This window comes from Elusimicrobiota bacterium, from assembly GCA_041660925.1.
In the GTDB taxonomy this organism is placed as follows: domain Bacteria; phylum Elusimicrobiota; class Elusimicrobia; order UBA1565; family UBA1565; genus JBAZUV01.
On record JBAZVI010000001.1, the window covers coordinates 383,313 to 397,225 of the forward strand.

Here is a 13,913-nt window from a genome sequence, read left to right on the forward strand (position 1 = left end):
GGCCCCCCGCAAGGGGGGCCTTTTGTTTTTACCGACGCTGGGCCCAATGCCCGACGGATCCGGTCCGAAAGGCCCTCCGGGAAGCTGCAGACATGCGGTAGAGTGACGACGTGCTCCCGCGCCTGCGCCGCATCGTCGCCTCGGCCCTCGCCGCCGCGCTCCTCCATTGCGCGCTCGGCCCGGCGTTCTTCGAAGCCGCGGCTCAGACCGTGGCCGCCCGTGCCGCGGCCGGAACCGCCGTTCCAACGGCCGTCCTCCCGCCGTCGGTCTCCCTCGCGGCGCCCAGCCATGCCGGGCTGGGCCTCCGACCCCTCGCCGCGCCGGGGCTCTGCGCGCTGCCCTCTCTATCTCCCCTCCCGACTCCGCGTTCCAGCGTCGTCATCGAGACGGCGCCCCCCGTCACGGCGGCCCTCGCGCGCAAGGGGGGATCGGCCTCGGCCGTCCATAGCCGCGGCACCGTCGCGCGGACCGTCTCCGCGGAACAGCCGGAGGCGTCGCCCCGCCTGGAACTCGACCTCTCAGCGGAAACGGCACGCGAAACCGCCCGACCGGAGACGCCGGCCGAACGCGGCGCCTTCCTGCTCGCGCGCCTCTTCCACGGCGGACGGACTCGCGCAGGGGACCCCTCGGCGGTCGCGGCTCCGCCTCAGGGGAAGCGCCGCGCCCTCCTCTCCGCCGCCTCCGATGCGAGCGCGCCGAAGAGCGACCTCGCGCCGCCCGCGCCCCGAGGGAGCATCTCGCGCGCGGCGAAGTACGGCTACGTCAGCGCCGTCCTCGGCCTCGTCGTCTTCGTCGCCGTCCAGGCGGCCGCGGCGGCGTTCGGCTATACCCCGCACCCGAACTATTCCGCGCCCGCGCTCCCCCCCGCGCAGATGGCCTACCTCGTCGCCTTCTTCGCCCCCGTGGCGGAGGAGATCATCTTCCGCGCCGGTCTTCTCCACAGCGTGGAATGGCTGCTCTCACGGGTCTCCCGCCGCGGAGCGGCCGTCGCGTCGGCCGTCCTCGTCTCGACGGCCTTCGCGCTCCTGCACGAGACCTCCGACCCCCTCCTCATCGCCTTCCGGATCGCGGACGCTCTCCTGCTCTCCTGGGTCTACAAGCGGGAGGGGCTCTTCGCCGCCATGGTCCAGCACTCCGTGCACAACGGACTGCTGGTCGCCGCGGCGCTCTCCGTGAAGCTGGTCGCAGCCCCCTGGGCCCTCCCCGCGCAGCTCGGCTTCCTCCTGCTCAACCTTCTGGCCTTCGCGGGAGCCGCGCGCGGACTCTGGAAGCAGCGGGCCGACCGACGAGAAGGACGCGTCGGCCCCTACGCGATGAGCGCGCTCGTGCTGCACCTGCTGGGCGCGGCCCTCGTGGCGGGCAGCTGGCTCTTCGCCCCCTCCATGTTCGGCATCGCGGCCTTCATCGCGGCGAACCTCATCGGATACGCGTACACGCGCAAGGAGACCGATGAGGCCTTCGGACGAGGCCGGCCCCTGGCGTGAGCGCGCGTCCTTGCCCCTCCGCCCCCAAGTGATTTAGACTCCCCGCGATGGCCTCCCGCAAGAAGCGCGGCGTCTTCACCGGCCCCGGGGACCCCATCCTCGGGATGGACAAGGCGCTCCTCCTCCGGATGCACCGCCTCATGACGCGCAACCGCGTCCTCGAGGAACGGCTCATCAAGATGAGCAAGAGCGGCGAGGGCTTCTTCTGGATCGGCGGCCCCGGCGAGGAGGGCTTCAACATCCCGCTCGGGCTGCTCGTGAAGAAGGGACGCGGTCTCGAGCACGACTGGCTCCACCTGCACTACCGCTCCGGCGGCGTCGTGCTCGCGATGGGCGCCGAACCCATCGACCTTCTGCGCCAGATGCGCGCCTCCGCGTCCGACCCCTACTCGAAGGGACGACACTTCATCAACCATTTCGCCATCCCCGAATGGAACGTGGCCCCCGTCTCCCCGACCATCGAGACCCAGTACTCGCAGGCCGTCGGCACGGCCCTCGCCCAGCAGCGGCACGGAGGGACGGGCATCACCCTCGTCACGGGCGGAGACGCCGGCACGGCGGAAGGGGACTTCCACACCTGCCTCGTCTGGGCGGCCCGACCGGTCCGCCCCCTGCCGGTGCTCTGCCTCGTCATCAACAACGAGTTCGGCATCTCCACGGCCTCCCACGAGCAGCACGGAGAGGAGCGGATCGCGGACTTCGCGCATCCTTTCAACATGCCGAGCCGGACGATCAACGGGAACGACCCGGTGGAGAGCTGGCTGGCCATCCGGGAGGCGATGGAGTACTGCCGCCGGGAGCGCAAGCCCTACCTCCTCGAGGCCGTCACGAGCCGCCTCTTCGGACACTCCTCCGCCTCCGGCGCGAACCTCGTCGACGAACCGGACCCCATCTCCGACTTCGAGGAGCGCCTTGCCGCCGCCGGCCTCGCGAAGAAGGACGCTCTGAAGAAGGTCCGCGACGAGGAGGCCGCGGCCGTCGACGAGGCCCATCGGAAGGCGCGCCTGGAGCCCTCTCCGAAGCCCGAGAGCATCTGGGAGGACGTCTTCCCCGGCGGCCTGCCCGACTCCTACCCGCGCAAGGGAGGGAGCTGATGGCCACGATGGCCCAGGCGCTTCGGCTCGCGCTGCATTACGGCGAGGAGAACCTGGGAGTCCGGGAGATCTTCGGAGAGGACGTCGGCGCCCCGCTGGGAGGAGTCTTCACCGTCACGCAGGGCCTCAAGAACGCCTGGAACTCCCCCCTCGACGAGCGCGGCATCGTCGGCGCCGCCATCGGCCTGGCCTGGGCCGGCGCGCGCCCCGTCTGCGAGATCCAGTTCGTCGACTACATCTTCAACGCCATCGACCATCTGAAGCTCGCCGCCAACTGCCACTGGACCTCGGCCGGACGCTTCGCCTGCCCGATGGTGGTCATGGCCCCCTGCGGCGCCGGCATCCACGGCGCGCTCTACCACTCCCACTCCTTCGACGCCATGGCGGCCAAGATCCACGGACTCAAGGTCGTCTGCCCGTCCACTCCGCTCGACGCCTACGGGCTCATGCTCTCCTCCATCCAGGACGACGCGCCGGTCCTCTTCCTCGTGACGAAGGCTCTGCTGCGCGTGCGCGGGACGGAGCTCATCCCCGGGGAGCCCGCCGAGAAGGAGGAGCTCGCCGCCCTCATCGACGCCCCCATCGGGGACCGCTCGAGCTGGAAGCCGCGCTGGCCGAAAGTGAAGGAGTACCTCGTGCCGCTCGGGAAAGGCCGGGTGGCGCGGCCCGGCCGTGACGCCACCGTCGTGACCTGGGGCCGCTACGTCCCCATGGCCGTCGAGGCCGCCGACGCCCTGGCGGCGGCCGGCCTCGGGGAGGCGGAGGTCCTCGACCTGCGCACGCTCGTCCCCTACGACTGGACGCTCCTGAGCGCCTCGGTGCGGAAGACCGGCCGGGTCCTCTTCGTCAACGAGGAGACCGAGCTCGTGAACTTCGCCGAGCACCTCCTGCGCCGGGTCGTCGACGAGTTCTTCTACCGTCTCCAGGTGCGCCCGCGCCTGCTCGCCGCCAAGGCCGTCCCCGGCGTCGCCGCGAACGCCGAGCTCGAAGCCGCCACCGTCCCCCAGAAGCGCGACCTCGAGCAGGCTCTGAGAGAACTTCTTACCGAACCGTCCTGATTGAGGGATTCTCTTCCTTCACTCCCCTTCCTGCGAGTTCGCACTATCAGCTTCCTCACCGCGTGCGATCCCGGCACTATAGGTCGGGGTGCCGGCGAGGGGGTGCAGGGGTAGGGGGAACACGTCTGTTCACCCTCCCCACAGGCAGAGTCCGTATGGGAAAGGAAGATTCCCCCTCCCCCTGCCCCCTCCCGCTGGGAGGAGGCGGTAAGGAAAGACATCATCCTAATGGGCCCAGGAGTTTCTGAAGGATGGCCGCCAGGGTCTCGATCTTGAAGGGCTTGGACAACGCCGCGTCGAAGCCGTAGTCCTTGTAGTCCGCGAGGACGGCGTCGCCGGAGTAGCCGCTCGCCACGACGACCTTGATGTCCCTGTCCACCGCGCGCAGGCGCGCGATGGCTTCCTTCCCCCCCATCTTCCCGGGGATGACGAGGTCCATGACGACCGCCCGGAACGGCCGGTTCGTCGCCCGCGCCGTCTCCAGCGCGGCCAGGGCCTCCTCCCCGTGAAGAGAGAGGGCCGGCTCGTAGCCCAGGCGGATGAGCATCCGCGAAGCCACCCGCCCCACCGCGAGGTCGTCCTCCATCACGAGGACGCGGCCGTAGCCCCTGGGCAGCTCGGCGGCGCTCCCTTCCTCATCGAGCGGGGCGGCTGCGGCGGGCAGATGGAGCGTGAACTCGGTCCCCGAGCCGAGCTGCGAGGCGACGCTCACGTGCCCCCCGTGGTTGCGCACGACCGAGATGACCATGCTCAGGCCCAGCCCGCGCCCCTGCTCCTTCGTCGAGAAGTAGGGGTCGAAGATCCGCTCCAGGTGCTCAGGCGGGATGCCCGTGCCGGCGTCGCGGACCTTGACGCGCACGTAGCGTCCGGCCTCCAGCGGGAGGCCGGAACTCCCGCCGATCTCCGCGTTCCCCGCGCTCACGACGATCTCCCCGCCCCGCGGGCTGGCCTGCACGGCGTTGAGGATGAGGTTGTGCACGGCCTGCCGGAGCTGGCCCTGATCGCCGTCGACCGCCCATACTTCGGGGGCGAGCTCGTAAGAGCAGACGCAGTTCGATCCTCGCACGGCGAAGTTCGCGGCCTCGATGAGCATCGGCTTCAGCGCGAAGGGCTTGCGCACGGGCTTGCCGCCCCTGGCGAAGGTGAGGAGCTGCTGGGTCAGCGACTGCGCGCTGCGCGCGGAGGATTCCGCCTCCGCGAGCATCTCGCGGATCTCGCCCTTCGGGAGCTCGGCCATCGCGAAGGCGATGTTGCCCATGATCCCGGTGAGCATGTTGTTGAAATCGTGCGCGATGCCGCCGGCGAGGGTGCCGAGGGACTCGATCTTCTGGAGTCCGAGCACTTCCTTCTCCAGCTTGCGGGTCTCGGTGACGTCCCGGACGGCCCCGTAGAGGCGCAGCGCCGTCTCGTCCCCCGATTCGGCGACGCAGAGCATGCGGTCGTGCAGCAGGCGCTCGGCGCCGTCGGCGCGCAGGAGCCGGTATTCGCAGTCGGCGGTCTCGCCCACGCGCAGCCTCGCCAGCACGGCGGCCACGCGCGCGCGGTCGTCGGGATGCACCCACGGCAGCCAGCAGCCCTGCCTCAGGAGCTCGGACTCCGGGCGTTCCGCCACCCTCTGGAAGGAGCCGCCCACCCAGTCGATGCGGTACGGTCCGTTCTCCCGGCTCAGGCAGGAGTACGCGTAGTCGGACAGGGCCTCGGCGAGCTTCCGATAGCGCGCCTCGCTCGAGCGCAGCGATTCCTGGACGAGGACCTGGGCGGTGACGTCCTGCGCGGTCCCGTAGACGCGCACGACGCGGCCGTCCGGCCCTTTTTCCGCGTGTCCGGTGGTGCGGAGCCAGCCGGTCTCGCCGCTCGGCCGAAGGAGCCGGACCTGTTCCTCGTAGTCGCGGCCCTCCTCCGCCGCCCGTCGCCGCGCCTCGGCCAGGCGCGGCCGGTCCTCGGGGTGGACGAAGCCGAGCTGCTCCTCCCGGCTGGGGGCGGGAGCGGAGGGGTCGAGTCCGAGCAGGCGGTACATCTCCTTCGACAAGATGCTGCTCTTCCCGACGACATCGTATTCCCACGAGCCGATGTGCGCCACCCGCTGCGTGGCGCTGAGCACCCGCTCGCTCCGGCTCAGCGCGAGCATCGCCGCGCGCTGTTCGGTGATGTCGATGCCGTAGGAGACGCTCCCGAGGATCCTGTCCCCCTCGCGCAGGATGCCGTTGCGCCAGGAGATGATGCGTTCCCGTCCAGCCTTGGTCAGGATGGGGTTCTCGAAGTTCTCGGGAAGCTTCCCGGTCGGCAGCTTCTCGAACACCGTCCAGACCTCGGGGTAGCGCTCGCGCGGCACGAGGACCTCGAACCAGTTCCGCCCGGACAGCTCCTCCCGCTTATAGCCGGTGATGCGCTCGGCGGCCTCGTTGAACATCATGATGTTCCCTTCGACGTCGAGACCGACGACCATCGCGTTGGCCGTCTCCACGAGCTGTTCGGCGTACTCCTTCGCGCGGCGCAGGGCCTCGCTCGCGAGCACCCGCTCGGTGACGTCCCAGGCGAGGCCGAGGAGACGCAGGGGCTGCCCCTTCTCGTCGTGCGTCAGCGTGCCGCGGGCCATGACGTGATGGGTCGTCCCGTCCGACCAGACCGCGCGGTACTGGACTTCGTAGGGCGCTCCGCTCTCGACCGTCCGCTTGAGCGCCGCCTGGACCTTCGGGCGGTCCTCCGGATGCAGCGCCCGGAAGAACTCCTCGGCGGTGCCCGCGAACGATGAATGGTCGATTCCCAGCAGACGGCAGACCTGTTCGTCGAAGGCCCGCCGGTCCCGGGGGATGTCCCACTGCCATATCCCCATCCCCGTCCCCTCCGCAGCGAGCACCAAACGCGTCTCGCTCTCGGAAAGAGCGTCCTCGACCTTCTTTCGCTTGGAAATATCGCGCGCGATGGCGAGCACCGCGGGCCGTCCCTCGAACTCGGTCAGGCGGCAGTGGATCTCGACGGGGAAACAGACGCCGTCCTTTCGGCGATGCACGCTCTCGAAGAACCCTTTGCCCGTCTCACGAAGCTCGCGCATGCGCTCCTCGACGAGTCGCGCGGCTTCGGGGGCATCGATGTCCGCGATGGACAGCCGAAGGAGTTCCTCGCGCGAGTACCCAAGCGAACTGCACGCGGTCTCATTGACGTCCATGAAGCGTCCCTGCATGTCCGCGACCAGGACGGCGTCGCCGATCCCGTTGAAAAGGTCTTCATAACGGTGTTCGAGAGGAGAATCGCCCGGGACGCTTCTGGACATGGTCATCTCGAATCCCTCCGACCGACGCCGTACGGCGCGAACCGCTATTTTACGATTATATTGTTTATCCGGGTCAGGGCAATAGCCGCCCGTCCCCTTTTCCTATAATCTCCCCGTGCCCCGCTCCCTGCGCGCAGCGCTCCTCCTGCTTTGCCTCCTCCCCTTCTTCGGCGCGGGCGGCGCTCACGGAAAAGAGTCCGCAGGGACGGCGCGAAAGGAGAACGACTCGCGCGCGGTCCCTGCCGCGGGCCCTAGCGCCGCAGGGACGGCGCGAAAGGAGAACGACTCGCGCGCCGAATTCGCCCGATACAAAAAGCGCGCCAAGGAGCTCAGCGCCTGGCACGAGAAGGAGCCGCTCGACGAGAAGCCGGTCATGGAGCTCCTCAAGGCCGACGGGCTCTTCGAGACCTCGCTGGGCGCCCGGGGATTCCGCCCCTTCAAGGTCCGCGTCTACAACGGGCTCTTCCGCTGGCCCCTGCACGCGGGCATCGTGAGCTCCGAGTACGGCCGGCGCTGGAAGAAGCGCCACGAGGGCATCGACCTCGCGGCCGACGAAGGAGTCCCGGTCTGCGCGGCCGCGGGCGGGACGGTGCTCTACGCCGGCGACGGCCTGCGCGGCTACGGCAACGTCGTCATCCTGCGCCACGACCAGCGGACGACGACGCTCTACGCCCACAACCGCCGCCTGCTCGTGGCCAAAGGACAGCAGGTGGCCGCCGGCGAGCCGATCGCCGAGCTGGGCTCGACGGGCCATTCGACCGGCCCGCACGTCCACTTCGAGTTCCGCGTGAAGGGAAAGGCGGTGAACCCGCGCGCGAAGCTCATCCCCAACCGCTACTGGAACCGCGGATGAGCGGGTTCAAGAGCGCGGTCGCGCTCGTCCTGGCGCCCGGCCCCCGCGGCCGGGAGGTGCTGCTCATCCACCGCGCCGAGGACCCCCGCGACCCCTGGTCCGGCCACATGGCCCTCCCGGGCGGGCACCGCGAGGACGGGGACCGAGACCTGCTCGACACCGCCGTGCGCGAGACCTTCGAGGAGACGGGCGTGCGCCTGCGGCGCTCCGACTGCGTCGAGGCGCTCGACGACCTCCGGCCCCGCGCGCGCAGCATCCCGAAGGTGCTCATCCGGCCCCATGTCTTCCTGCTCGAACGCAAGCCGCCGGTGCGCGCGAGCTGCGAGGTGGCGGGCATCCTCTGGGCCCCGCTCGCGCGCCTGGAGGGCTCGCGCTGCCGCGTCCGCGTCCCCGACCGCAAGATCCACGTGGACGCGTTCATGCTCGGGCCCCATATCGTCTGGGGCATCACCTACCGCATCCTCTGCACGTTCCTGGCGAAGACCCGGTAAGCAGCAGAAAACCCGCCGGAGGGCGGGTTTTCCGAGGACGTGATCTGACGGGAGATCTCAGCGCGCGATAGGACTCCCTGCGGGGACCGGCGCTGAGATCTTCTGGTAGAGGAACTCGCGCGTCTTCGCGGGCTTCGCGCAGAGCGCTCCGGAACCCATGAGGAAGCCGCGGACCTCGAGCGGCCCGGGCTTCATGTTCCCTCCGAGGTCGATGCGGTAGTAGACCGCGGCGAAGGCCCGGCTCAGCGCCCCGCAGGTCCCGGCCCCGGTCCGGCCGTCGTCCCACAGGTTCGCGACCGGCGCCCAGCCGTCGTTCTCGCGCAGGGCACCGCTGACGTGGAGGCTCCCTTCGGCGAAGTCGCTCTCGACGAGCGCGGAGCTCCGCCAGCCGAGCGGGTGAGAGTCGGCCGCCGTGCGGTGCCCGAGACGGCGGAGGCAGAAGCGCTTCGGCAGGCCGAGCGCGTCCGCGTCCGCGTCCGCGGAGCGCTCCCAGCAGGCGTCCACCTTGAGCCAGCTGTCATGGAAGGGGAGCTCTCCGACCGAGGAGACGACCGGCGTCGCGCGGCGCGCGTCCCGCAGGAGCGTCGCGGCGCCCGCGGCCCCCTCGCCGAGGGTCGCCTGGGCGGCGGCGCATGAAGGGAGGAGCAGCACGGAGAAGAGCGAGAGGCGTTTCATGCCATGATTCTACTCCCGAACGGCTCTCCGCCCATCCGCCTTTAGACCCCCTCCGGACGATTCTTCCGGCCCCCCCATTAAGAGATAGAAGGTCCTATGGTTTTAAGACGGCCCCTTAGATATACTACGCGAGTCGTCCGGGCGGCCCCTCCGCCTCGCCGAGACATGTCGACGCCTATCCTCGTCGGTGACTGCGTACACCCCGGGCGTTATGCCCTGCACTCGCGCTTCGCCCGCGCGGTCAACTTCTCCTCCCACGGACGCCTCGTCTCACTCGTCACCCCGGCGGTGGGGCCGGGACCGCTCAACATCGTGCTCGCCCGCCTCCCCGAGGCCGCGCACCGCCTCGAGGTCGACGCGCACTCCGTGAGCGTCGACGGCCGCGCACTGGGCGCATCGGCGCGCTACGACTCCACCCTTCCGAAGCACCGTCCGGACCCGGCCGTCCTGCGCCGCAACCTCCGTGCCTGCGAGCTCCACGTGCGGCGCAACGCGCCGGAGATCGGCCTCGCGGGGCTCCTCTCCGAGGACCCGAGCGCGGAACCCCTGCGCCCCTTCGAGCGCGCCCTCATCGAGCGCGGCCGCATGGGTGCCGTGCTCCTCGCCTCCGGGGACTGGGCCGCGGGCGCCCGCACCCTGCGCGGGCTCGGGGTCGGGCTGACCCCCTCGGGCGACGACTTCCTCGCCGGCTGGATGCTCGGCCTGCACCTGCTCAAGAACCTCCGGCTGCGCCCGACGCGCGAGCTGCGCGCGCTGCGCACGGCCGCGCGCGGCCGCGGCCTGCTCTCGGGCGCTCTCCTCGGCTGCGCCGCGCGCGGCCGCTTCTTCGAGCCCGCCCGGACGCTGGTGCGCACCCTCCTCGCGGGCACCCCCGCGGGGACGCGCCACGCGACGGGGACCCTTCTCGAGCACGGCGCAAGCTCCGGCGCGGACCTCGCGACCGGCCTGCTCATCTGCATGCGCGCCCGCATGGGGAAGGACTCCATCCATGCTCGTTAAGGGAAGACTGAAGAAGGGCGAGTACTACGATTCCATCGCGCTCATGATCGTCGGCCGCGAGCTCTCGAAGGCCCCCGGCGTAGCGGACGCCGCCGTCGTCATGGGGACCAAGGAGAACCTCGCGCTCCTGCGCTCCTCCGGGCTCATGCTCGGCGAGTTCGAGAAGGCCTCCGAGGCGGACCTCCTCGTCGCCGTGAAGGCCGAGAACGCCGACGCGGCGGACCTCGCCCTCCAAGAGGCCGAGCAGCGCCTCAAGGGTTCGCGCGGAGGGAAGGGCGGCGGCGAGGACGCCGAGCGCCCCTCCGGGCTCGAGGACGCGCTGAAGGTCCTCCCCGGGGCGAACCTCGCGCTGATCTCCGTCGCTGGCCGCTACGCCGGGGACGAAGCGATGAAGGCCCTGCGCGCGGGCCTGCACGTCATGCTCTTCTCCGACAACGTCCCGCTCGAGACCGAGGTCGCCCTCAAGGAGTACGCGCGCGGGAAGGGCCTCCTCGTTATGGGCCCCGACTGCGGGACGGCGATCATCAACGGCGTACCCCTCGCTTTCGCCAACGTCGTGCGCCGAGGAGACATCGGCCTCGTGGCCGCGGCCGGCACCGGCCTCCAGGAGGTCAGCTCGACGCTCTCGAATCTGGGCGCGGGCGTCTCGCAGGCCCTCGGCACCGGCGGCCGCGACGTGAAGAAGGAGGTCGGGGGCCTCATGCTCCTCGAGGGCTTCAAGGCCCTCGCCGCCGACGAGTCCACCCGCGTCATCGTGCTCGTCTCCAAGCCCCCGCACGAGGACGTCCTGCGCCGCCTCGCCGCCGCGGTGCGCGGCGTCAAGAAGCCGGTCGTCGCCGTCTTCCTCGGCGCCGAGGCGAAGCTCGTCGAGGGCGCGGGGATGGTCCATGCGGCGACCCTCGAGGAGGCCGCCTTCATGGCCGCCGCCCTCGCGCGCGGGAGCCGGCCGGAGAGCGTGCGCGGAACGCTCGCCGAGCGGGACAAGGACGTCGCCGTCACGGCCTCCGCCGAGGCCGCGCGCATCCTCAACGCCTCCAAGAGCGCCCGAGCTCCGAGCGCGGAGCGCCGCGCCCCCCGCTTCGTGCGCGGCCTCTTCAGCGGCGGGACCTTCTGCACCGAAGCGCAGGTCGTCTTCCGCACGCACGGCCTCAGCGTCTTCTCCAACGTCCCCCTCGCGCCCAACCCGGCGGTCCAGGACCTTTGGAAGAGCCGCGAGCACTGCCTCCTCGACCTCGGCGACGACGCCTTCACCGTGGGCCGCCCGCACCCCATGATCGACTTCGGCCTGCGCTGCAAGCGCATCCTCCAGGAAGCCCGCGACCCCGAGACGGCCGTGATCCTCCTCGACGTCGTGCTCGGCTGGGGCTCGAACCTCGACCCCGCCGGAGAGCTCGTCCCCGTCCTGCGCGAGGCCCGGAAGACCGCGGAGGACGCCCGGCGCCGCCTGCTCGTCGTCTGCTCCGTGACCGGCACCGAGGGCGACCCGCAGATCCGCAGCAAGGTCGAGAAGCGGCTCAAGGAGGCGGGCGCCCTCGTCCTGCCGACGAACGCCGCGGCCTGCCGGCTCGCCGCCGGCGTCGCGGCGGCCCTGGCGCCGACGCCCGCGCCGAGCGCTCCGCTCGCACCGGGCCATAGCGGCGCAAGTGCGGCGCGAAAGGAGAACGACCCGCGCGCCGACCGGAGGAAGCCATGAGCGTGCGCGACCTCTTCGGCAAGGAGCTCAAGGTCGTCAACATCGGTCTCTCCTCGTTCACCGACGCGGTCGAGGCCGCCGGCGCGAAGGCGGTCCAGGTGGACTGGCGCCCGCCGGTCGCCCTCGAGCCCGGCGTCCGCGCGGCGCTCGCCGGCGGCGCCGCCGAGGTCGAGAAGGCGAACGCGAAGGCGATGAAGCTCATCCTCTCCGGACGCCCCTTCCTCGTCGGGCTCGAGAAGGCCTCCGAGGCCGTGCCCGGCCTCAAGAAGATGATGCTGCTCCACGCCGGCCCTCCCGTGACCTGGGAGCGCATGTGCGGCCCCATGCGCGGCGGCGTCATCGGCGCCGCGCTCTACGAGGGCTGGGCGGGGACGCCCGAGGAGGCCGAGAAGCTGGCGGCGTCCGGAGCGATCCGCTTCGAGCCCTGCCACGAGCATCAGGCCGTGGGGCCGATGGCGGGCATCGTCTCCCCCTCGATGCCGGTCTTCGTCGTCAAGAACGAGGAGCACGGGAACCTCGCCTTCTCCACGATGAACGAGGGCCTCGGGAAGGTCCTGCGCTACGGCGCCTTCGGTCCCGAGATCACCGAGCGCCTGAAGTGGATGGAGAACACGCTCTACCCCGTGCTCAAAAAGGCCCTCGCCAAGCTCGGCCCGGTGGACCTCAAGTCGCTCATCGCCCAGGCCCTTCACATGGGCGACGAGGTGCACAACCGCAACCGCGCCGCGACCTCGCTGCTCTTCCGCCACCTCGCCCCCGCGGTCATCCGCACGGCCGCGCCGGAGGACGGCGCCAAGGCGCTGGAGTTCATCAACGGCAACGACCACTTCTTCCTCAACCTCTCGATGGCGGCCTCGAAGGCCACGCTCGACGCCGCGCGCGGCATCGACGCCTCGAGCGTCGTCGTGGCCATGGCCCGCAACGGCACCGACTTCGGCGTCCAACTCGCCGGCACGGGCGGGGAGTGGTTCACCGGCCCCGCGCCGGTCCCCGACGCGCTCTACTTCCCCGGCTACTCGAAGGACGACGCGAACCCCGACATCGGCGACAGCGCCATCACCGAGACCAACGGCCTCGGCGGCTTCGCCATCGCCGCCTCTCCGGCCATCGTGAAGTTCATCGGCGGCAGCGCCTCCGACGCGCTGCGCCACACGCGGCGCATGTACGAGATCTGCGCCGCGGAGAACAACGCCTACGGGATACCCGCGCTGGACTTCCGGGGCACCCCGACCGGCATCGACGTGCGCAAGGTCGTGGAGAAGGGCGTGTTCCCCGTCATCGACACCGGCGTCGCGCACAAGAAGCCGGGCGTCGGGCAGGTGGGCGCCGGCATCCTGAGCGCCCCCGCCGAACCCTTTCAGAAGGCCGCCGCCGGGCTCGCCCGTCGGCTGACGCCGAAGAAAGCGAGGGCCGTGAAGACCCGCTCGGAGGACAAATGAAGACCGACAAGAAGACCGCCGACTTCCTCAAGTACATGAACGGACTCAAGATGTACGACCTCACCCAGCGCCTGAGCATCCACACGCCCCCGTGGCCGAGCTACATCCCCCTCTCGCTGCAGTACTTCAAGCGCATCGCCGGCGCGCACATGGGCCAGGGCGCCAACGGCCAGGTCATGACCACGAGCAACCACGTGGGCACCCACATGGACGGCGAGATCCATTTCCACGCCAGCGGCCGCTCCATCGGGCAGGTCCCCATGAAGGAATGGGTAGGGCCCGGCGTCGTCGTGGACATCTCGAAGGAGGTCGACGACTACGACCTCTACTCCCCGGAGATGCTGATGAGCAAGGTCGAGATCAAGAAGGGCGACGTGCTCGTCATCAACACCGGCTACCACCGCTACGCCTGGGACCAGCCGAAGTCCGACGAGGTCCGCTACTTCGTCAAGCACCCCGGCCCCGGCCCGAGGTTCCACGAGTGGTGCCTCGACATGAAGTTCAAGTGGATCGGCGTCGACTGCGGCAGCGCCGACCACCCGATGAACACCATCATCCGCAACTGGCATCCCAAGCTCTTCCTCGAGGCCGAGGCGAAGCTCAAGGACCGCTACGGCGCCTCCTGGGACGAGTACTTCCCCCCGGAGACCTACTACCAGGTCATGCACCTGAAGCTCTTCCCGAAGAAGATCGTCCACGCCGAGAACATGGGCGGCGAGATCGACAAGCTCAACAACAAGCGCTGCTACATCGGCTGCTTCCCGCTCAAGGGCATCGAGCTGGAGAGCGCCATGTGCCGCATGGTGGCTTGGGCCCCTTAAGACCGTTCAGAATACCCTTCCCCATTGCCCCTCCT

11 protein-coding genes are annotated in these 13,913 nt (G+C 70.3%); 9 read left to right on the plus strand and 2 right to left on the minus strand.

Annotation, left to right across the window (positions count from 1 at the left end; genetic code table 11):
• Positions 1 to 110 precede the first annotated feature (110 nt).
• The 3 genes from WC969_01615 to WC969_01625 are packed head-to-tail and all read left to right on the plus strand — an operon-like array spanning position 111 to position 3,636.
• A complete protein-coding gene (locus WC969_01615; GenBank protein ID MFA6028529.1) occupies positions 111 to 1,484 on the plus strand; it encodes a CPBP family intramembrane glutamic endopeptidase in 1,374 nt (457 codons plus the stop codon).
• A gap of 47 nt (positions 1,485 to 1,531) precedes the next feature.
• Positions 1,532 to 2,578, plus strand: a complete 1,047-nt coding sequence (locus WC969_01620; GenBank protein ID MFA6028530.1) for a thiamine pyrophosphate-dependent dehydrogenase E1 component subunit alpha — start codon at positions 1,532 to 1,534, stop codon at positions 2,576 to 2,578.
• Positions 2,578 to 3,636, plus strand: a complete 1,059-nt coding sequence (locus WC969_01625) for a transketolase C-terminal domain-containing protein (protein ID MFA6028531.1) — start codon at positions 2,578 to 2,580, stop codon at positions 3,634 to 3,636. Before WC969_01620 ends, WC969_01625 begins: the two co-directional genes overlap by 1 nt.
• Before the next feature lie 220 nt (positions 3,637 to 3,856).
• On the opposite strand, the gene WC969_01630 is transcribed toward WC969_01625, so the two are convergent.
• The gene (locus WC969_01630; GenBank protein MFA6028532.1) at positions 3,857 to 6,913 is read right to left on the minus strand and encodes a PAS domain S-box protein; all 3,057 of its coding nucleotides are present in this window, start codon (positions 6,911 to 6,913) and stop codon (positions 3,857 to 3,859) included.
• A 109-nt stretch (positions 6,914 to 7,022) separates the two neighbouring features.
• Here WC969_01630 and WC969_01635 point away from each other — a divergent pair, with 109 nt between their 5' ends.
• Positions 7,023 to 7,760 (plus strand): M23 family metallopeptidase, encoded by a 738-nt coding sequence (locus WC969_01635; GenBank protein MFA6028533.1) that lies wholly within the window; start codon positions 7,023 to 7,025, stop codon positions 7,758 to 7,760.
• Complete coding sequence (locus tag WC969_01640; protein ID MFA6028534.1) at positions 7,757 to 8,251, plus strand: CoA pyrophosphatase; 495 nt, start codon at positions 7,757 to 7,759, stop codon at positions 8,249 to 8,251. Before WC969_01635 ends, WC969_01640 begins: the two co-directional genes overlap by 4 nt.
• 57 nt (positions 8,252 to 8,308) lie before the next feature.
• Here the strand turns inward: WC969_01640 and WC969_01645 are convergent, their stop codons facing one another.
• Positions 8,309 to 8,926, minus strand: a complete 618-nt coding sequence (locus WC969_01645; protein MFA6028535.1) for a hypothetical protein — start codon at positions 8,924 to 8,926, stop codon at positions 8,309 to 8,311.
• A gap of 165 nt (positions 8,927 to 9,091) precedes the next feature.
• Between WC969_01645 and WC969_01650 the strand changes: the two genes are divergently transcribed.
• The 4 genes from WC969_01650 to WC969_01665 are packed head-to-tail and all read left to right on the plus strand — an operon-like array spanning position 9,092 to position 13,878.
• Positions 9,092 to 9,925, plus strand: coding sequence for a DUF2877 domain-containing protein (locus tag WC969_01650; GenBank protein ID MFA6028536.1), 834 nt, complete (start codon positions 9,092 to 9,094; stop codon positions 9,923 to 9,925).
• Positions 9,915 to 11,618, plus strand: coding sequence for an acyl-CoA synthetase FdrA (fdrA, locus tag WC969_01655; protein ID MFA6028537.1), 1,704 nt, complete (start codon positions 9,915 to 9,917; stop codon positions 11,616 to 11,618). Before WC969_01650 ends, fdrA begins: the two co-directional genes overlap by 11 nt.
• Entirely contained in the window at positions 11,615 to 13,057 is a 1,443-nt protein-coding gene (locus WC969_01660; protein MFA6028538.1) for a DUF1116 domain-containing protein, read from the plus strand. The genes fdrA and WC969_01660 overlap by 4 nt, the downstream gene beginning before the upstream one ends.
• Positions 13,054 to 13,878, plus strand: coding sequence for a cyclase family protein (locus tag WC969_01665; protein ID MFA6028539.1), 825 nt, complete (start codon positions 13,054 to 13,056; stop codon positions 13,876 to 13,878). Before WC969_01660 ends, WC969_01665 begins: the two co-directional genes overlap by 4 nt.
• Positions 13,879 to 13,913: the final 35 nt, after the last annotated feature.